Annotated in this window: 17 protein-coding genes and 2 tRNA genes; 5 read left to right on the top strand and 14 right to left on the bottom strand. The window is 67.6% G+C overall.

The window, feature by feature from the left end; all coding sequences use genetic code 11:
• Positions 1 to 28: 28 nt before the first annotated feature.
• The 8 genes from PK606_RS02225 to PK606_RS02190 all read right to left on the bottom strand — a co-directional run bounded on the left by PK606_RS02225 (position 29) and on the right by PK606_RS02190 (position 9176).
• A complete protein-coding gene (locus PK606_RS02225; protein ID WP_324560118.1) occupies positions 29 to 745 on the bottom strand; it encodes an ABC transporter ATP-binding protein in 717 nt (238 codons plus the stop codon).
• 1 nt (position 746) lies between these two features.
• A complete protein-coding gene (locus PK606_RS02220) occupies positions 747 to 1520 on the bottom strand; it encodes an ABC transporter ATP-binding protein (protein ID WP_324560116.1) in 774 nt (257 codons plus the stop codon).
• Positions 1521 to 1542: 22 nt separating this feature from the next.
• Positions 1543 to 2730, bottom strand: a complete 1188-nt coding sequence (locus tag PK606_RS02215; RefSeq protein WP_324560114.1) for a branched-chain amino acid ABC transporter permease — start codon at positions 2728 to 2730, stop codon at positions 1543 to 1545.
• Between the two features lie 19 nt (positions 2731 to 2749).
• Positions 2750 to 3679, bottom strand: a complete 930-nt coding sequence (locus tag PK606_RS02210; RefSeq protein ID WP_324560112.1) for a branched-chain amino acid ABC transporter permease — start codon at positions 3677 to 3679, stop codon at positions 2750 to 2752.
• 238 nt (positions 3680 to 3917) lie between these two features.
• Complete coding sequence (locus tag PK606_RS02205) at positions 3918 to 5237, bottom strand: replication-associated recombination protein A (protein ID WP_324560110.1); 1320 nt, start codon at positions 5235 to 5237, stop codon at positions 3918 to 3920.
• A gap of 47 nt (positions 5238 to 5284) precedes the next feature.
• Positions 5285 to 5902, bottom strand: coding sequence for an outer membrane lipoprotein periplasmic chaperone LolA (lolA, locus tag PK606_RS02200; protein ID WP_502920773.1), 618 nt, complete (start codon positions 5900 to 5902; stop codon positions 5285 to 5287).
• A gap of 163 nt (positions 5903 to 6065) precedes the next feature.
• Positions 6066 to 8402, bottom strand: coding sequence for a DNA translocase FtsK (locus PK606_RS02195; protein ID WP_324560106.1), 2337 nt, complete (start codon positions 8400 to 8402; stop codon positions 6066 to 6068).
• A 96-nt stretch (positions 8403 to 8498) separates the two neighbouring features.
• Positions 8499 to 9176 (bottom strand): Crp/Fnr family transcriptional regulator, encoded by a 678-nt coding sequence (locus tag PK606_RS02190; RefSeq protein ID WP_324560104.1) that lies wholly within the window; start codon positions 9174 to 9176, stop codon positions 8499 to 8501.
• 127 nt (positions 9177 to 9303) lie between these two features.
• Here PK606_RS02190 and trxB point away from each other — a divergent pair, with 127 nt between their 5' ends.
• The 4 genes from trxB to PK606_RS02170 all read left to right on the top strand — a co-directional run bounded on the left by trxB (position 9304) and on the right by PK606_RS02170 (position 11174).
• On the top strand, positions 9304 to 10254 hold the full coding sequence (gene trxB / locus PK606_RS02185; protein ID WP_324560102.1) for a thioredoxin-disulfide reductase: 951 nt from the start codon (positions 9304 to 9306) through the stop codon (positions 10252 to 10254).
• Between the two features lie 298 nt (positions 10255 to 10552).
• Entirely contained in the window at positions 10553 to 10786 is a 234-nt protein-coding gene (rpmB, locus tag PK606_RS02180) for a 50S ribosomal protein L28 (RefSeq protein ID WP_324560100.1), read from the top strand.
• A gap of 23 nt (positions 10787 to 10809) precedes the next feature.
• Positions 10810 to 10980: a 50S ribosomal protein L33 gene (gene rpmG / locus PK606_RS02175; protein ID WP_324560099.1), complete on the top strand. Its 171-nt coding sequence runs from the start codon at positions 10810 to 10812 to the stop codon at positions 10978 to 10980.
• A 106-nt stretch (positions 10981 to 11086) separates the two neighbouring features.
• A tRNA-Ser gene (locus tag PK606_RS02170) sits at positions 11087 to 11174 on the top strand.
• 144 nt (positions 11175 to 11318) lie between these two features.
• On the opposite strand, the gene PK606_RS02165 is transcribed toward PK606_RS02170, so the two are convergent.
• From PK606_RS02165 to uvrC, 6 genes are all read right to left on the bottom strand, one after another.
• A complete protein-coding gene (locus tag PK606_RS02165) occupies positions 11319 to 13259 on the bottom strand; it encodes a SurA N-terminal domain-containing protein (RefSeq protein WP_324560097.1) in 1941 nt (646 codons plus the stop codon).
• A gap of 68 nt (positions 13260 to 13327) precedes the next feature.
• Positions 13328 to 13403 (bottom strand) — tRNA-Val (locus tag PK606_RS02160).
• Between the two features lie 18 nt (positions 13404 to 13421).
• Positions 13422 to 13694, bottom strand: coding sequence for an HU family DNA-binding protein (locus tag PK606_RS02155; RefSeq protein ID WP_324560095.1), 273 nt, complete (start codon positions 13692 to 13694; stop codon positions 13422 to 13424).
• 525 nt (positions 13695 to 14219) lie between these two features.
• A complete protein-coding gene (locus tag PK606_RS02150) occupies positions 14220 to 15128 on the bottom strand; it encodes a DMT family transporter (protein ID WP_324560093.1) in 909 nt (302 codons plus the stop codon).
• A gap of 175 nt (positions 15129 to 15303) precedes the next feature.
• On the bottom strand, positions 15304 to 15870 hold the full coding sequence (pgsA, locus tag PK606_RS02145) for a CDP-diacylglycerol--glycerol-3-phosphate 3-phosphatidyltransferase (RefSeq protein WP_324560091.1): 567 nt from the start codon (positions 15868 to 15870) through the stop codon (positions 15304 to 15306).
• Between the two features lie 171 nt (positions 15871 to 16041).
• Positions 16042 to 18042 (bottom strand): excinuclease ABC subunit UvrC, encoded by a 2001-nt coding sequence (gene uvrC, locus PK606_RS02140; RefSeq protein WP_324560089.1) that lies wholly within the window; start codon positions 18040 to 18042, stop codon positions 16042 to 16044.
• A gap of 65 nt (positions 18043 to 18107) precedes the next feature.
• Between uvrC and earP the strand changes: the two genes are divergently transcribed.
• Positions 18108 to 19316, top strand: a complete 1209-nt coding sequence (gene earP, locus PK606_RS02135; RefSeq protein WP_324560087.1) for an elongation factor P maturation arginine rhamnosyltransferase EarP — start codon at positions 18108 to 18110, stop codon at positions 19314 to 19316.
• Positions 19317 to 19354: the final 38 nt, after the last annotated feature.

The raw sequence follows: 19354 nt of genomic DNA, 5'->3' as shown, positions 1-19354 counted from the left end.
CGCCACGCACACGACGGCGAGCGGGTAGCTACTCGCCCAGGTAGGCGGCGCGCACCTTGGGATCGGCCAGCAGCTGCTTGCCGCCGCCGCCCATGGTGATCAGGCCGGATTCCATCACGTAGCCGCGATCGGCCAGCGCCAGCGCACGGCTGGCGTTCTGCTCGACCAGCAGGATGGTCACGCCCTGCGCGTAGACGTCGCGCACCACCTCGAACACCTTGTCGACCATGATCGGCGCCAGGCCCATCGAGGGCTCGTCCATCAGCAGCAGCTTGGGGCGGCTCATCAGCGCCCGGCCCATGGCCAGCATCTGCTGCTCGCCACCCGACATGGTGCCGGCCAGCTGGTCCTTGCGCTCGCGCAGGCGCGGGAAGATGGTGAACACCTTCTCGACGTCCTGCGTGACGCCGGCCTTGTCGTCGCGCACGTAGGCGCCCATCAGCAGGTTCTCGTGGATGCTCATGCGGGTGAACACGCCGCGCCCTTCCGGCACCATGGCCAGGCCCTGGCGCACCAGATCCCAGGGCCCCTGCCCCTTGATGGACTTGCCCAGGTATTCGATGTCCCCGCCGGCCAGCGGCAGCGTGCCGGTGATGGCTTTCATGGTGGTGGTCTTGCCGGCGCCGTTGGAGCCGATCAGCGACACCAGTTCGCCCTCGTGCACCTCGAAATCCACGCCCTTGACGGCCTGGATGCCGCCGTAGGCCACGCGCAGGTCGGTCACCTTCAACAGAGTCTGGGCCATCTCAATGTCCTCCCGTGCCCAGGTAGGCCTCGATCACCTGTTCGTTCTTCTGCACCTCGGACGGCGTGCCCTCGGCGATCTGGCGGCCGTAGTCGAGCACCGTGACGCGGTCGCACAGGCCCATCACCAGCTTGACGTCGTGCTCGATCAGCAGGATGGTGCGGTTGTCCTGGCGGATGCGGTCGATCAGCTCGCGCAGCGCCACCTTCTCGGTGGCGTTCATGCCGGCGGCCGGCTCGTCGAGCGCGATCAGCTGCGGGTCGGTGGCCAGGGCACGCGCGATCTCCAGCCGCCGCTGGTCGCCATACGACAGCGTGCGCGAGCGAAACTGCGCGTACTTGGCAATGCCGACGTAGTCCAGCAGTTCCATCGCCCGCTCGGCGATGGCGTGCTCCTCGGCCTTGAAGCCGGCGGTGCGGAAGATGGCGCCGAACAGGCCGGAATGGGTGCGCACGTGACGTCCGACCATCACGTTCTGCAGCGCCGTCATCTCGGCGAACAGGCGGATGTTCTGGAACGTGCGCGCAATACCGGCCTTGGCGACCTGGTGCACCGCCTGAGGCTTGTAGGCCTTGCCGGCCAGCTCGAAGCTGCCGCTGTCGGGCGTGTAGAGGCCGGTGATGACGTTGAAGAAGGTGGTCTTGCCGGCGCCGTTGGGGCCGATCAGGCCGTAGACCTGGCCACGCTGGATGGTGATGCCAACGTCCGACAGGGCCTGCAGGCCGCCGAAACGCTTGGACACACCCTCGACCTTGAGTACGGTATCTGTGCTCATGCTGCTTGTCCTCGGCCGCGCGTCACGGGTTGACCGGATCCTGCCGGGGCTGGGTGGTGCCGGGCATGGCATCGGCCGGGAAATCGATGCCGGGCGGGTTCTGCTGCGCCGTCGGCGGCATCACCTTGCCGGCGCGCAGCGGCCGCGCCTTGCCTTGTTCGGGCGACGGCCACAGGCCGCGCGGGCGCAGCAGCATGATGATGATCATGGCCAGCGCGATCAGCAGCTGGCGCAGGATGGCCGAGTCGAGCCGGCCGTCGGTCATGGCCTGCAGCGGACCGGCGACGTAGCGCAGCACCTCGGGCAGCGCCGCCAGCAGCACCGCGCCCAGGACCACCCCGGGCAGGTGGCCGATGCCGCCCAGCACCACCATGGCGACGATCATCACCGACTCCATCAGGCTGAACGACTCCGGCGAGACGAAGCCCTGGAAGGCCGCGAACATCGAGCCGGCCACGCCGCCGAACGAGGCGCCCATGCCGAAGGCCAGCAGCTTCAGGTTGCGCGTGTTCAGGCCCATGGCCTGGGCGGCGGTCTGGTCCTCGCGGATCGCCATCCAGGCGCGGCCGATGCGCGAGTCCTGCAGGCGATAGCAGACCACCACCGTGACCAGCACCAGCGCCAGGAACAGGTAGTAGTACAGCGTCACCGACGCGAGCTCGTAACCGCCGACGGTGATCGGCCGGCCGAGGTCGAACCCGAACAGCTTGATCGAATCGATCTGGGTGATGCCCTTAGGCCCGTTGGTGATGTTGTAGGGATGGTCCAGGTTGTTCAGGAAAATGCGGATGATCTCGCCGAAGCCGAGCGTCACGATGGCCAGGTAGTCGCCGCGCAGCTTCAGCACCGGGATGCCCAGCAGCACCCCGGTGACGGTGGCCAGCAGCAGCGCCAGCGGGATCACCAGCCACAGCGAGGTGTGGAAGCCGTTCGGGAACGCCGCCCGGATGGCCGGGAAGGTGTCGGTCAGGTGCGGCGACGCCAGCAGACCGTACAGGTAGGCGCCGACGGCGAAGAAGGCCACGTAGCCCAGGTCCAGCAGGCCGGCCTCGCCGACCACGATGTTCAGGCCCAGCGCCAGCATCACGTACAGCAGCGCCACGTCGGCGATGCGCACCCAGGCGTTGCCGAAGCCCTGCAGGATCAGCGGCAGCACCAGCAGCGCGACGCCGCACAGCAGGAAGGCGATCAGCTTGTTCTTCTGCGTCATCTCGTCGTCCTCCCCGGCATCAGGCGCGATCGGCGATGCGCTCGCCCAGCAGGCCCGAGGGGCGCAGTGTCAGCACGATGATCAGCACGATGAAGGCGAAGATGTCGGTGTAGTGGCTGCCCAGCAGCCCGCCGGTGAGGGTGCCGATGTAGCCCGAGCCGATGGCCTCGATCAGGCCCAGCAGCACGCCGCCCAGCACCGCGCCGCCGAGGTTGCCGATGCCGCCGAACACCGCCGCCGTGAAGGCCTTGAGCCCCGGCAGGAAGCCCATGGTGTGCTGCGCCGTGCCGTAGTTGCTGGCGTACATGACGCCGGCGATGGCGGCCAGCACGGCACCGATGACGAAGGTGGCCGAGATCACCACGTCGGGCTTGACACCCATCAGCCCCGCCACGCCCGGGTTCTCGGCCGTGGCGCGCATGGCGCGGCCGATCTTGGTGTAGTGCACCAGGTACATCAGGATCGCCAGCGACACGGCGGTGACGCTCAGGATCATGATCTGCGTCGGCGTGATGTAGGCGCCGGCGACGTTGTACGGCGCGCTCGGCAGCAGGGTCGGGAACGGCTTGTAGTTCGGCTTCCAGATGATCATCGCCAGCGTCTGCAGCAGGATCGACATGCCGATGGCGGTGATCAGCGGCGCCAGCCGCGGGCTGTTGCGCAGTGGCTTGTAGGCCGCCTTCTCGATCACGTAGTTCAGCACCGAGGCGACTACGCAGGCGATCAGCATGGCGATGATGAGCAGCACCCAGCCCGGTGTGCCGGGCATGCCTTCCTGCATCACGCCGATGATCGACCAGGCCGTCAGGGCGCCAACCATCAGCACCTCGCCGTGGGCGAAATTGATCAGCTGGATGATGCCGTACACCATGGTGTAACCCAGGGCGATCAACGCGTACATGCTGCCAAGCACGAGGCCGTTGATGATCTGCTGCAGCAGGACTTCCATGGAATCGCTCTCCTCGCCACGACCGTGATCGTCCGGCCGGCATGTTCTTCAGGTCTGTCGCAACGGGCATCTTGTGAACGCCCGTTCTCCATTCAAAAAACCCGCCGGTGTTGCACCTTGGCGGGTTCAGGAAAAAAATTGTAGTCGAGCAAACAGGCTTGTCTGCGCCCCGCAAGCACGGGGTTTTCCCTCGTGCAGCGTGATTTCCTGATGTGCTTCAGTTAGCGGAATCCGGCGCTCAGCTGCGCTCGGCATCGCGGTTGCGCCGGCGCAGTTCGGCCAGCTTCTCGCCGATGCGGATCTCCAGCCCGCGCGGCACCGGCCGGTAGAACTGCTGCGGCGGCATGCCGTCCGGCAGGTAGCGCTCGCCGGCAGCGAAGGCGTCCTCCTCGTCGTGCGCGTAGCGGTAGTCCTTGCCGTAGTCGAGCTGCTTCATCAGCCGGGTCGGCGCGTTGCGCAGGTGCAGCGGCACCGGCCGCGTGGTGTCGTTCTTGACGAAGGCGCGCGCAGCGCCGAAGGCCTTGTAGACGGCGTTGCTCTTGGCCGCCACCGCCAGGTAGACCACGCATTCGGCCAGCGCCAGTTCGCCCTCAGGCGAACCCAGGCGCTCGTAGACCTCGGCGGCGTCGAGCGCCAGCCGCAACGCGCGCGGATCGGCCAGCCCGATGTCCTCGCTGGCCATGCGGATCATGCGCCGCGCCAGGTAGCGCGGGTCGGCGCCGCCATCGAGCATGCGTGCGAACCAGTACAGCGCCGCATCCGGGTCCGAGCCGCGCACCGACTTGTGCAGCGCGCTGATGGTGTCGTAGAACTGCTCGCCGCCCTTGTCGTAGCGGCGCAGGCGTTCGCCCAGCACCTTCAGCAGCCAGTCGTCCGTGATGGCGTCGATGTGCTCGGCGCGGGCGGCGACGAACAGGGTCTCCAGCGTGTTGAGCAGGCGCCGCGCATCGCCGTCGGCGTAGGCGATCAGCCGCTCGGCGGCGGCCGGATCAATCGCGATGCTGCCCGGCTCGGCACTGGCCCGCTGCAGAATCCGGCGCAGGTCCTCGTCTCCGAGCGGCTGCAGCACGTAGACCGCCGCGCGCGAGAGCAGGGCCGAGTTGACCTCGAACGAGGGGTTCTCGGTGGTGGCGCCGATGAAGGTGAACAGGCCGCTTTCGACATGCGGCAGGAAGGCGTCCTGCTGGCTCTTGTTGAAGCGGTGCACCTCGTCGACGAAGACGATGGTCGGCTGCGGCTGCAGGCCGCTGCGCGCGGCCTCGGCGCGCTCGACCGCCTCGCGAATGTCCTTGACACCGCCCAGCACCGCGCTGATGGGAATGAACTGGGCGTCGAAGGCGTCCGCCATCAGGCGCGCGATGGTGGTCTTTCCGGTGCCGGGCGGTCCCCACAGGATGCAGCTGTGCGGCTGGCCCGATTCGAAGGCGATGCGCAGCGGCATGCCCTCGCCCAGCAACTGCTGCTGGCCGACCACCTCGCCCAGGCTGCGCGGCCGCAGGCGCTCGGCCAGCGGCACGTGCAGCGTGGTCGGTGATGCGGGGGCTTGGGCGCGCGGCATGGCGCATTCTAGGAACACGGCGCGCTGCCGCGGAACGCACGCGGAACTCAGTTGCGCAGCACGTCGGCGCCTGCGGGCGGCTTGAACTGGAAGTGGCTGGCCGGCACCGCGGCGTTGACGTCGAAATCGCTGAAGCTCAGCACCGAGCGCTGGCCGAAGCTGTCCAGGATGTCCAGCGTCGCCAGTTCCGCCCCCCTGGCGCCGGCCTTGAAGCCGACGCGAATGCTCTGCAACTGGCCATCACGCGACTTCGGCACCGCCTTGACCCATTGCTGGCCGTCGGCATCGGGCTCCTCGGTCAGCGTGAAATCGCGCTCCAGCGCCTTCAGGTCGGGCGCCGCGGCAACAATGGCCGCCGGCGTCGAGCCCAGCACCTGCTCCTGCGCGCGCGCCGTGACCTGGTTCAGGTCGACGTCGTGCAGCCACAGCGTCTGGCCGTCGGCGACGATGGTCTGCTCGAACGGCTTGCTGTAGACGAAGCGGAACTTGCCCGGCCGCTGGAATTCGAAGCTGCCGTTTTGCGTCCTGGCGCGCGGCTGCTGGCCATCCTTGGCCGGCGCGGTCACGACCTGGGTGAAAGCGGCCTTGCCCGAGCGCGTGCTCTTGATGAAGGTCTCCAGGCTGTCCATGCCGCCGGCCCAGGCCAGCGGCATCGCCCACGCCATCAGCGCCGCCACGGTGGATGCACGCAGCCCCGTGCGAAAACGATCGGAAATCTTGTTCATGTGCATAGGACCGGCATTCTCGCCTCGGGTTCGGCGCCCGAAGGTCAAGAAAGGCAAAGTTGCGGCGCCGGCCTACACGCGGGCGCGCCGGCTGCATCGCGCCTTACTCGGCACGCGCCGGCACCAGGATCTCGCGCTGGCCGCTGGAACTCATGCTGCTCACCAGGCCGGCCTTTTCCATGTCCTCGACCAGGCGCGCGGCGCGGTTGTAGCCAATCTTCAGGTGGCGCTGCACCAGCGAGATGCTGGCCTTACGGTTCTTCAGCACGATCTCGACCGCCTGGTCGTACAGCGCATCCTTCTCGCCGCCCTCGCCGCCGTCGCCGAAACCACCCTCCTCGCCATCCACCGTGCCGCCTTCGAGCACGCCCTCGATGTAGTTGGGCTCACCCTGACTCTTGAGGTATTCGACCACGCGGTGCACCTCGTCGTCGCTGACGAAGGCGCCGTGCACACGCTGCGGCAGGCCATGGCCGGCCGGCAGGTACAGCATGTCGCCCATGCCGAGCAGCGCCTCGGCGCCCATCTGGTCGAGGATGGTGCGGCTGTCGATCTTGCTCGAGACCTGGAACGAGATGCGGGTCGGGATGTTGGCCTTGATCAGGCCGGTGATGACGTCGACGCTGGGCCGCTGCGTCGCCAGGATCAGGTGGATGCCGGCGGCGCGCGCCTTCTGTGCCAGGCGCGCGATCAGTTCCTCGATCTTCTTGCCGACCACCATCATTAGGTCGGCCAGTTCGTCGATCACCACCACGATGTAGGGCAGGCGCTCCAGCGGCTCGGGATCCTCGGGCGTCAGGCTGAAGGGGTTGTAGATGAATTCTCCCCTGGCCTTGGCCTCGTCGATCTTCTGGTTGAAGCCGGCCAGGTTGCGCACCCCCGCCTTGCTCATCAGCTTGTAGCGGCGCTCCATCTCGGCCACGCACCAGTTCAGGCCGTGGGCGGCCTGCTTCATGTCGGTAACCACCGGCGCCAACAGGTGCGGAATGCCTTCGTAGACCGACATCTCCAGCATCTTGGGGTCGATCATCAGCAGGCGCACGTCCTTCGGCTCGGCCTTGTAGAGCAGGCTCAGGATCATCGCGTTGATGCCGACCGACTTGCCCGAACCGGTGGTGCCGGCCACCATCACGTGCGGCATCTTGGCCAGGTCGGCGACCACCGGGTTGCCGACGATGTCCTTGCCCAGGCCCACGGTGAGCAGCGAGCGTGCGTCGTTGTAGACCTGCGAGCCCAGGATCTCCGACAGCTTGATCGTCTGCCGCTTGGCGTTGGGCAGTTCCAGTGCCATGTAGTTCTTGCCGGGAATGGTCTCGATCACGCGGATCGACACCAGGCTCAAGGACCGTGCCAGGTCCTTGGCCAAGTTGACCACCTGCGAGCCCTTCACGCCGGTGGCCGGCTCGATCTCGTAGCGCGTGATCACCGGGCCCGGCGCGGCCGCGACCACGCGCACCTCGACGCCGAAGTCCTTGAGCTTCTTCTCGATCAGCCGACTGGTCATCTCCAGCGTCTCGGGTGCCACGGTTTCCTGCCGCGCCGACACGCCATCGAGCAGATCGACCTGCGGCAGCTTGCTGTCGGGCAGCTCGCTGAACAGGGGCTTCTGCTTCTCCTTCACCACGCGCTCGCTCTTGACCACCTGCGTCACCGGCGGCTCGATCAGCACCGGCGTCGGGTGCTGCTCCTCGATCACCTCGCGCTCGTGGTGCACCACCTCCTCGCGCTCGCGCGCGGCCTGCCGGCCGGCGGCCATGTCCTGCGCCAGCTCACGCCGCTCGCGACGCGAATCGATCAGGCCGTACAGGCCGGCGCCGATGCGCTCGGCCACCTGGCTCCAGGAAAAGCGGAACACCAGCGCCGCGCCCAGCACCATCACCGCGATACCCAGCAGCGCCGAGCCGGTGAAGCCCAGCCACTTGACGGCGATCGGCCCGCCCAAGTAGCCGAGCACGCCGCCGGCGGTGCCCGGCAGCGCGTCGTCAAAGCGGTACAGGCGCGACCATTCCAGCCCGGTGCTGGCCGCCAGCAGCAGCACCAGGCCGATCCAGAGCGCCCAGCGCGTGCGCACCAGGCGCGACCACAGCGAGCCCGAGGACGGCTCCGCTGCCGCGCCCATGCCCGCATTCATCCAGCGGATGGTGCCAACCAGCCAGGCGCGCGCCGCCGCCGCCACGCACCACCAGGCCGAGAAACCCAGCAGCACGTAGGCCAGGTCGGCCAGCCAGGCACCCAGCTTGCCAGCCCAGTTGCGCACCGGGCCATCCGCGCCCGAGGTCGACCAGGCGGCGTCCAGCGGCGAGTAGCTCGCCAGCGCCATGGCCAGGAAGATGATGAAGGCCAGCCCCAGCACCAGCATCACTTCCTGCACGAAGCGCGCGGTGCCAGAGCGCGGTGCCTTGGCGGCCCGGCCGTTAAAGGTATTCAGAGGGTAAGTCATGGACGGAACTACAGCTTGGCAAGCTTACCGCATGCACGCGCCGTCGTCGCGGGGCCACCACGCGAAACCGGCATGGCGCCAACGCCCAGCGCAGGCTCAGTTCGATGCGCCCAGCTGTTCCTTGATGACGATGCTGCCCTCGGCGGTGGTCTGGATGTGGCCGCGCTCCTCCAGGTCCTTCATCACCCGGCTCACCATCTCGCGCGAGGCGCCGACCATCTTGGCGATGTCCTGGCGCGAGATCCGGTCCCGGATCACCAGCTCATCAGTGCCGGCCTGCGGCTGCGCCGCCTCCAGCAGGGCGCGCGCGACGCGGCCGTACACGTCCATCAGGGCCAACGACTCGATCTTGCGGTCCGCATGGCGCAGACGACGCACCAGGCCACGCATGATGGCGTAGGTCATCGAGCTGTTCTCGGGCAGGCAGCGGGCGAAGTCCGCCCGCCCCAGCATCAGCACGTCGGTGCGCACCTCGGCGCGCACGGTGGCCGAGTGCGGCTCGTTGTCGATCAGGCTCATCTCGCCGATGTGGTCGCCCGGGTGCAGGGTGGCCAGGATGACCTCGCGCCCGCGCCGGTCGGTGCTGACCACGCGCGCACGACCGGTCAGCAGGATGAACAAGGCGTTGAACTTCTTGCCCTGCTCGACGATCGGCTCGCCGCGCTTGAACGACCGCTTGACCACCGCATCGGCCACGGCCGCCGCCTGCGATTCGGTCAGCATGGCGAACAAGGGCACACGACGGATCAACTCGAGACTCGACAACATCGTCATGAAAAGGCCTCCTGCCGATCGGGACCCAGGCTGTTCTTAGAATCCCGCACATACCCGCCAGCGATCCAAACCACGGATCGACTCCCGCCCTTATCCTAGCGCAGTCACGCGCCATAGACGACCATCCATGCAGACCAAACACGCCAAAGTCCTGATCCTCGGCTCCGGCCCCGCCGGCTACACCGCCGCCGTGTATGCCGCCCGCGCCAACCTCGAGCCAATGCTGATCACCGGCATGGCCCAGGGCGGCCAGCTCATGACCACCACCGACGTCGACAACTGGCCGGCCGACCCCGAAGGCGTGCAGGGGCCCGACCTGATGCAGCGCTTTCAGCAGCACGCCGAGCGCTTCAAGACCGAGATGGTGTTCGACCACATCCACAGCGTCGACCTGTCCAGGCGGCCCTTCACACTGACCGGCGACAGCGGCAGCTACAGCTGCGACAGCCTGATCATCGCCACCGGCGCCTCGGCCAAGTACCTCGGCCTGCCGTCGGAAAGCGCCTTCATGGGACGCGGCGTGTCGGCCTGCGCCACCTGCGACGGCTTCTTCTACCGCGACCAGGACGTGTGCGTGATCGGCGGCGGCAACACCGCGGTCGAGGAGGCCCTGTATCTGGCCAACATCGCGCGCAAGGTCACGCTGGTGCATCGGCGCGACAAGTTCCGCGCCGAGCCGATCCTGGTCGACAAGCTGATGGAGAAAGTCGCCGCCGGCAAGATCGAGCTGAAGACCTTCCACGTGCTCGACGAGGTGCTGGGCGACGACAGCGGCGTCACCGGCATCCGCATCAGACACGTCGACAGCGGCGCCACCGAGGACATCGCGCTCAAGGGCTGCTTCATCGCCATCGGCCACGCGCCCAACACCGACATCTTCCAGGGCCAGCTCGACATGGACGGCGGCTACATCAAGACCCGCGGCGGCATGCAGGGTTTCGCCACCCAGACCAGCGTGCCCGGCGTGTTCGCGGCCGGTGACGTACAGGACCATATCTATCGGCAAGCCATCACCAGCGCCGGCACCGGCTGCATGGCGGCGCTGGATGCGCAGCGGTTTCTGGAGAGCACCCCCTGAGCCGCTGACGCGGCTTCCCCCTCTTGCTGCGCGAGGGGGACACAGCCAGTGGCCGGCGCAGGTCCGGCCACGGCTGCCGCTGGCCTGGCCTGCTCCGCGGCCACTTGAAGTGTTGGCTCTGCGCAGGTGGCTGGCGTTTCGAGCTATAATTCAAGGCTTTTCGCGCCAGCGCGAGGAGAAGCAAGGGCAACCGCCACCCTTTGATCTGGCGAGGTGAGGCTGAAGCGAGTCGCTTGCATCCGAGGATGCATCCGGCGTCCAGCTGAAGCTGTTTCGATTGACGATTGGAGTCATCCACATGGCACGCGTATGCGATGTAACGGGCAAGAAGCCCATGGTCGGGAACCATGTGTCCCACGCCAACAACAAGACCAAGCGCCGGTTCCTGCCGAACCTGCAGTACCGCCGCTTCTGGGTCGAGAGCGAGAACCGCTGGGTGCGCCTGCGCGTATCGAGCGCCGCGCTGCGACTGATCGACAAGAATGGCATCGACGCCGTGCTCGCCGACATGCGCGCACGTGGTCAGGCCTGATTCACTAGCCAAAGGAGCACACCATGGCCACCAAAGGCACCCGCGAAAAGATCAAGCTGGAGTCCACCGCCGGCACCGGGCACTTCTACACCACCAGCAAGAACAAGAAGACCATGCCCGAGAAGATGTCGATCATGAAGTTCGACCCCAAGGCTCGCAAGCATGTCGAGTACAAGGAAGTCAAGCTGAAGTGATTCAGCCCTGACCCTTCCCCCGCAACAAGCCCGCTGCACCCAGCGGGCTTGTTTTATGGCGCCGAGGCCGGGTCGGCCCATCGCTAGAATCGCGGGCAGCATCAACGGAGGTGTGGCAGAGTGGTCGATTGCACCGGTCTTGAAAACCGGCAACGGGCAACCGTTCGTGAGTTCGAATCTCACCGCCTCCGCCAATACGGACAGCCACTCCGCTGCCTAGAACCAGGTTCCCGGGCTCCTGGGTGCATTCAGCGGATAGACGGGTAGCTAGACGACAGCAACCCGCATCACGCCGTCAACACGGCGCGCAAGCCGCGCCAAAGGCGAACCCGCTCGACTTATTTCGCGGCTGCCGCTTCCGGGGCTGTCGCCGCCGGCGCCGGCTCCAGGATACGGGCCTTGTAGCGGTCACGCAGGAAGTCGTAATAGCGCCGCGCCTCGGCCATCAGCCACAGCTCTTCATAGCGGTCGCGGCTCTGGACGACCTGCTCGGGCTTGGGCTCGGCCTGCGGCAGCACCTTGTCGACACGTGCGATGACGTAGCCGTCGGCGCCCAGATCGACGCCGACGAAGCTGGGCAGCTTGGCCGGATCGACACGCAGCACGGCTTCGACCAGTTGCGGCGGCTGGCCGGCGGGTTCGTCGCGCGACAGGACGAGCGCGTCGGGCAGCTTGCTGGCGCTGGCGGGCTGATCGGTCCAGGCCTTCAGGCGCTGGGCGCCTTCCTGGCGTGCCATCTCGGCGCCACGCTGACTGGTGAAGGCGGTACGAACATCGCCCTTGACTTCGTCGAACGGGCGAGCGTGCGCCGGGTTGTGCTGCACCACCCGGCCGGACACCAGCTGGCTGGCGCCGAACTCGAGCGCCTCGGTGTTGCGCTTCTTGTCGAGGGCGTCGCTGCTGAACAAGGCACTCAGGAACTTCGCATTAGCCAGCGGACCGCTGGCGCCAGGTGCCGGTGTGCGCGTGACCCCATCGGCGCTCTGTACGCTGAGCTTGAGCCGTTCGGCAGTCGGCTGCAGGCTGTCGGACTGCTCGTAGACGCCGTTGGTGAAGATCTCGGCCAGCTCGCCGAACTCCTTCTGTGCCAGCTGGGTGCGCAACTGGTCCTCGAGCTTGGGACGCAGTTCCTCGAACGGCGGCACAGCGGCCGGCTTGATCTCGGTCACCCGAACGATGTGGTAGCCGAAATCGCTTTCGATCACTTCGCTGATGTCGCCGGCCTTGGCCAGCGCGTAGGTGGACTTGGAGATGGCGGGATCGATGCCGCGGTCCTTCTGGAACCAGCCCAGATCGCCGCCGCCGGACGCGCTGGTGTCGTCCTGCGAGGACTTGCGCGCAACTTCGGCGAAGCTGTCGGGCGCCTGGCGCAGCTCGGCCAGCAGCGCGGTGGCCTGCGCTTTGGCCTTCTCGCGCTCGGCGGCCGGCGCGTCCTTGGGCGCGGTGATCAGGATGTGACTGGCGCGGCGCTCTTCGGGCGTGCCCAGGGTGGCGGCGTTCTGCTTGTAGTAGGCGCGCAGGTCGTCCTCGCTGACATTGACGGTCTTCTTGACGCTGTCGATGTCGAGCACTAGGTACTCGACGCGCGCGGTTTCCGGCGCCTGGTAGCGCGCGGTATTGGCCTGGTAGAAGGCCTGCAGGTCGGCATCGCTGGGATTCAGCTTGGCGGCGTAGTCGGCCGGGGCGAAGCGCACCACGCGGGCCACGCGCCGCTCCTGGAACGCGTTCATCGCCACGTCGACCTGGGCCTGGCTGACCAGGCTGGATGCCAGCACGCCGCCCAGCACCTGGTCGGACGACATGCCGGCGCGCACACGGGCCTCGAAGCCTTCGGGCGTCAGGCCCTGGGTCGCCAGCAGGCGGCGGTAGGCTTCCATGTCGAGCGAGCCGTCGGGGCGGCGCAGCGCGGCGATGCTGGGGTCGGCCTGAAGCTGGGCCGCCAACCGGGCATCGGTGGCGATCAGGTGCGAGTCGGCGGCCGCCACCTCGATCACGCGCTCGCGCACCAGGCGCTCGAGCGTGGCGTACTTGACCGCGGGCGAGTCGAGCAGGTTGAGATCGATGCTCGGGTTGCTGGCGCGCAGGCGATCGACCTCGAAGCGGTGCGCGTTGTCCCACTCGGTCAGCGTGATGGCCTGGCCATCCACCTCGGCGACCTTGCGCGCGCCTTCGTTGAACTGCGTGTAGTCGCCGACGCCCCACAGCACGAACGAGGGAATGACCAGCAGGAACAGGATCGCCATGCCCCACTTGGTATGCCGGCGGATGAAATCGAACATGCGCGAAACTCTGCTTGAATGCTGACTGAAAACGAAAAAGGCGAACCTGGGTTCGCCTTCGCTGTGGCTGGTGGGTGCTGACGGTCTCGAACCGCCGACCTACGCCTTGTAAGGGCGCCGCTCTACCAACTGAGCTAAGCACCCCACCTGGTGCGTTGCCGGTCAGTTCAACGCGTCTTTCAACGCCTTGCCGGGCCGGAACTTGGGTACCTTGGCAGCCTTGATTTTAATCGTTGCGCCGGTGCGCGGGTTGCGGCCCGAGCGCGCCGCACGCTTGCCGACCGCGAAAGTACCGAAACCCACCAAGGAAACCGTGCCGCCCTTGCGCAGCGTGGTCTTGACCGCGCCGATGGTGGCTTCAAGTGCGCGCGTGGCGGCGGCCTTGGAAATATCGGCGTGCGTGGCGATGTGTTCGATCAGCTCGGTCTTGTTCACGTATGTGCCCCTCTATTGGAAGAATCGAGAATCCGGATGACGACGTCGGGACCGCTCGGCACGGATGCCAAGCCCTTCATGCTTCGCCGGAACAACGCCGCAGGGGCATCGATGGCACTCGTATCCAGGCCTCGGAATCCGATACCGCGATACCGCCGGCCCACGAAACCCATGTCGGCAAGCGCCGCATTCTAGACTCAAAGAACGCTCGTTCGCTACCGCGTTTACCCCGTCTGAGCGCCAGCGCAACAGCCGGTGACAAAGCAAACCGGACAAGCGTGACGCAGTGGACAAAACCGCTTTGACGCCGGCCAGCGCCGGGCCATTTCCGTGTAGAGGGTTGGCCTGATCCTGGGCCCTGCCTCAGAACGTGTGAATGGATCGAGCGTGGTCGAGCGAGTCGTCAAAACGGCGCCAGTCGAGGCGCAAAGCGCAGATGCCGCTCGCGCTGCGGCGAGCATTTGGAAAGACGCGCGACGCCGTGTTGGCGGCGCACGCGACCATGGCGGGTTCGTTCACACCTTCTCACGGCGCACGCGGCCGACCCGGCCGCACCACCAATGCCACGCCGAAGGCGGTGAGCGCGATGCCGATCACGGTGACGACGGTGATCGGCTCGCGAAACAGCAGCCAGGCGATCACCGCCGTGGTCGGCGGCACCAGGTACATCAGGCTGGCCACGCTGGCGGCGGCGCCGCGCTGGATCAGCAGGTACAGCAGCGAGCTGCCGCCCAGCGTCAGCCCCAGCACCGACCAGGCCATGGCCCCGGCCGATTCGAGGTTCCAGCGGAACGGCTCGGTCTCCAGCAGCGCCATCGGCACGATGACGATGGCGGCGGCCATGAGCTGCACGGTGTTGGCGCTGCGCACGTCGCAGGGCTTGACATACTGCTTCTGGTAGAGCGTGCCCGCAGTGATGCACAACAGGGCCAACACCGCCCACGAGAAGTTGCTCCAGGTCACGTGGTCGCCTGGGCTGCCCTCCACAAGTTTGCGCCACACCACCAGCACCAGGCCGGCAAACCCGAGCAGCAGGCCAGCCCACTGACGGCCGCTGACGCGGTGGGCGGCGCTGGCCACCGCCGACAGCCAGATCGCCGTCAGCACCGGCTGGATGCTGACGATCAGCGACGATAGGCCCGAGCCCATGCCGCCCTTGACCGCGGCCCAGACGCCGCCCAGGTAGCCGCCGTGCATCAGCATGCCGGTGACGCCGAGGTGGATCCATTGCAGCCCGGTCTGCGGCCAGCGCACGCGGGCGATGGTGATCCAGATCAGAAAGCAGCCGATCGACAGCAGGAAGCGGACCAGCAGGAAGGTGAACGGCGGCGCGTGCGGCATGCCATAGCGCGCGACGATGAAGCCGGTGGCCCAGATCAGCACGAACACCGCCGGCATCAGGCGGATCAGTACGGACGTGTCTCGATCCGCCATCACGAGGCAGAGCCCAGAAGCTGTGCACCCATCGGGCGCCGCACCAGTGGCCGCGCAGCAGGCCACACCAAGAGGCCGCGGAGCAGGCCATTCGGGAACGCCGTGGCCGGGGTCTCCCCGGCCACCAGCGTTGTCCCCCCTTGGGGGGAAGGCGCCGCAGGCGACTCAGGGGGGGTCATTGCACCCGGGCGCGGATTTCGGGCAGCGCCTTCTGCAGGTAGTAGACCATCGACCAGACGGTGAGCACCGCCGCGATCCAGATCAGCACGTTGCCCCACAGGTGGGTGTCGATCACGCCGAGCAGCACGCCGTCGTAGAGCAGGAACGGGATCGCCAGCATCTGCACCGTGGTCTTGAGCTTGCCCAGCATGTGCACCGCGACGCTCTTGCTGGCACCGATCTTGGCCATCCACTCGCGCAGCGCCGAGATCGCGATCTCGCGCCCGATGATGATCAGGGCCACGAACACGTCGGTGCGCTGCAGGTGCACCAGCACCAGCAGCGCGGCGCAGACCAGGAACTTGTCGGCCACCGGATCCAGGAAGGCGCCGAAGGACGAGGTCTGGTTCAGCTTGCGCGCCAGAAAGCCGTCCAGCCAGTCGGTGAACGCGAAGGCGATGAACATCAGCGTTGCAGTCAGGTTGGCGGTCTCGGGCTTGAGCGACAGATAGAACACGCCCACGATGAGCGGGATCGCGACAATGCGCGTCCAGGTCAACAGCGTGGGCACGGTGAAGAACATGGCGGGGATTGTGTCACGGCGTCTTAGCGACTTCGCCGCGCTGGATGACGGCGCTACTCGCCACGACCGAGCCGTTGCGCGATTGCGACGACGCGACCGCCCGCACCTCGATCGCATCGGTCGCGGTGGCATGGCGCCCCAGCGGCGAAGTCGTCGATCACGAGGCCGTCTTCAGTGCAGCGCGCGGTAGATTTCCTCGGCCAGCGCGCGCGAGATGCCGTCTACCGTCATCAGGTCGTCGACGCTGGCCGACTCGACCCCGCGCACGCCGCCGAAGCGCTGCAGCAGGCGCGCGCGCCGCTTCGGGCCGACGCCGGGAATCTCCTCGATGCGGCTGCCGCCCACGCGCACCCGGGCGCGCTGCGCCCGCATGCCGGTGATGGCAAAGCGGTGCGCCTCGTCGCGGATCTGCGCGATCAGCATCAGCGCCGCCGAGTCCTTGCCCAGGTAGACCTTCTCACGCCCGTCGGCGAACACCAGTTCCTCCAGGCCGACCTTGCGGCCCTCGCCCTTCTCGACGCCGACGATCAGCGACAGATCCAGCCCGAGCTGCTCGAACACCTCGCGCGCCATCGCCACCTGGCCCTTGCCGCCGTCGACCAGCACCAGGTCGGGCATGCGCGCGGCAGCCGTGACAGCCTCGCCGCCGCCCTGCTCACGCAGTGCCTCGGCGATCTTGCCGTAGCGGCGCTCCAGCACCTGGCGCATGGCGGCGTAGTCGTCGCCGCCGGTGATGCCCTCGATCTTGTACCTGCGGTAGTCGCTGCTGCGCATGCGGTGGCCCTGGAACACCACGCAACTGGCCTGCGTGGCCTCGCCGGCGGTGTGGCTGATGTCGAAGCACTCGATGCGCAGCTCGTCGAGGTTCTCCACCGGCAGATCCAGCGCTTCGGCGAGCGCACGCGTGCGCGCCTGCTGCGACCCTTCCTCGGCCAGCAGGCGCGCCAGTTGCAGGCCGGCGTTCTGGCGCGCCATGTCCAGCCACACGCGACGCTGGCCGCGCGGCGCATGGGTGGCGCTGATCCTGACCTCCTCCTTGTCCGACAGTGCCTGCAGCAGCGATTTCGACACCGGCTCGCTGGTGATGAGCTGCGGCGGCGCCGGCACGTTCAGGTAGTGCTGGGCGATGAAGGCGTCCAGCACCTGCGCCTCCACCGTCGGCAGTTCGGCGTCGCCCTGCTCGCCGACCATGGCGCCGGCGATCGCGTGGGCGTCCTCGACCTGGCTGGGAAAGTAGGCGCGGTCGCCCAGGTGCCGGCCGCCGCGCACCATCGCCAGGTTGACACAGGCGCGCCCGCCCTGCACCTTGACGGCCAGGATGTCGACGTCGGAATCGCTGCCGACCTCGACCGCCTGCTGGTGCAGCACACGCGACAGCGCCGTGATCTGGTTGCGGATGTCGGCAGCCTGCTCGAATTCCAGCGCATCGGAATGCGCCATCATGCGGCGCTCGAGCTTGTGCAGCAGGTCCTGCGTCTCGCCACGCAGGAACTGCTCGGCGTGCGCCACGTCGGCGGCGTAGTCCTCGGCGCTGATGAGGCGCACGCAGGGCGCCGAGCAGCGCTTGATCTGGTACAGCAGGCAGGGCCGCGTGCGGTTGGCGAACACCGTGTCCTCGCAGGTACGGATGCGGAATACCCTCTGCAGCAGGTGGATGGTGTCCTTCACCGCCCAGGCGCCGGGGTACGGCCCGAAGTAGCGGTGGCGCTTGTCGGTGCTGCCCCGGTAGTAGGCCATGCGCGCGTACGCGTCGGGATTGGCAGGGCCGGGCCCCGGATCGGCGATGAACCTGCCGGTGCCGCTGAGCTTGAGGTAGGGGTAGCTCTTGTCGTCCCGGAACAGGATGTTGTACTTCGGATGAAGCTGCTTGATCAGGTTGTTTTCCAGGATCAAGGCCTCGGCCTCGGAGCGCACCACGGTGGTGTCGAGCCGCGCGATCTTGCCCACCATGTGGCCGATGCGCGTGCCACCGTGGTTCTTGCTGAAGTAGCTGGCCACGCGCTTCTTCAGGTTGCGCGCCTTGCCGACGTAGAGCACGTTGCCGGCCGCGTCGTGGTAGCGGTACACGCCCGGCAGGCTCGGCAAGGCCGCCACCTGGGCCAGCAGTTCGGGGCTGTGGCCGGCTGGCGGCAACGCTTCCGCCGTGGGTTCGGGCAAGTCGGGCTCGCTCATGCATCCGAGTGTACGAACGCGCGGCACCGGCGTCGCCGCTGCGCGTGCAAAGGCACAATCGCCGCGTGCCTGCCCCGCCCTTGCTCTGGGACCTGTTCTGCCGGGTCGTGGATAACCACGGCGACCTGGGCGTGTGCTGGCGCCTGGCGCGCGAGCTGGCGGCGCGTGGTCATGAGGTGCGTCTGTGGGTCGATGACGCCGGCGCACTGGACTGGATGGCGCCCGGCGCGACCGAGGGCGCAGTGCCCGGCGTGAAGGTGCTGCCCTGGAACGACGCGCGGTGCAACGACGTGCTGGCTGCGCTGGCGCCCGCCGATGTGTGGGTCGAGGCGTTCGGCTGCGAGATCGAAGCTTCGTTCGTGGCCGCCAGGGCGGGTTCGACCGAAGCGGGGTCATCCGCGGCTGCCACCGCTCCGGCAGCGCCGCCGGCCTCTGGTGGCAGCGGCGTGAGCCGCGAAAGCCCGAGCACCACGACATCGCCACCGGTCTGGATCAACCTCGAATACCTCAGCGCCGAGGGCTACGTCGAACGCATGCACCGGCTGCCCTCGCCGGTGCTGCATGGGCCGGCAGCGGGCTGGACCAAGTGGTTCTTCTACCCCGGCTTCACGCCCCGCACCGGCGGCCTGCTGCGTGAACGGGATCTGGCCACGCGCCAGGCGACATTCGAGCGCACCGCCTGGCTGCGCGCGCAAGGCATTGGCTGGCACGGCGAGCGGCTGGTTTCGCTGTTCTGCTACGAGCCGCCCGGCCTGCCGGCGCTGCTGGACCAGTTGCGCGACACCGACCCAGCGACGCGGCTGCTGGTCACCGCCGGCCGTGCCAACGCGGCGCTGCGGCAGGCCATGGCCGACCGACACACCGCACACGAGTCACCTGACGATGCCGATCAGCCATCGAAGCCGTCGCTGACCTGGCTGCCGACGCTGCCCCAGACCGGCTACGACGAGTTGCTGTGGGCCTGCGACCTGAACTTCGTGCGCGGCGAGGACTCACTGGTACGCGCGCTCTGGGCCGGCGCACCCTTCGTCTGGCAGATCTATCCGCAGCACGGCGCTGCGCACCACGCCAAGCTGCAAGCCTTCCTCGACTGGCTCGGCGCCCCGCCCTCGCTGCGGCGCTTCCACCAGGTCTGGAACGGCATCGAGGGCGGCGCCCTGCCCCTGCCCGATCTGCCGGCCTGGCGCGCCTGCGTCGAAGCGGCGCGCGCGCGCCTGCTGGCGCAGGACGACCTGTGCACCCAGCTGCTGCGATTCATCGCCGAAAAGCGATAGAATTCAAGGCTTTGCGAAAAATGGCCGGCCCCCGGGGA

The sequence above is a fragment of the Ottowia sp. genome, from assembly GCF_035444425.1.
GTDB lineage: Bacteria > Pseudomonadota > Gammaproteobacteria > Burkholderiales > Burkholderiaceae_C > Ottowia.
The sequence above is the reverse complement of the archived record's forward strand: the minus strand, read 5'-3'. Positions and strand labels throughout refer to the sequence as shown.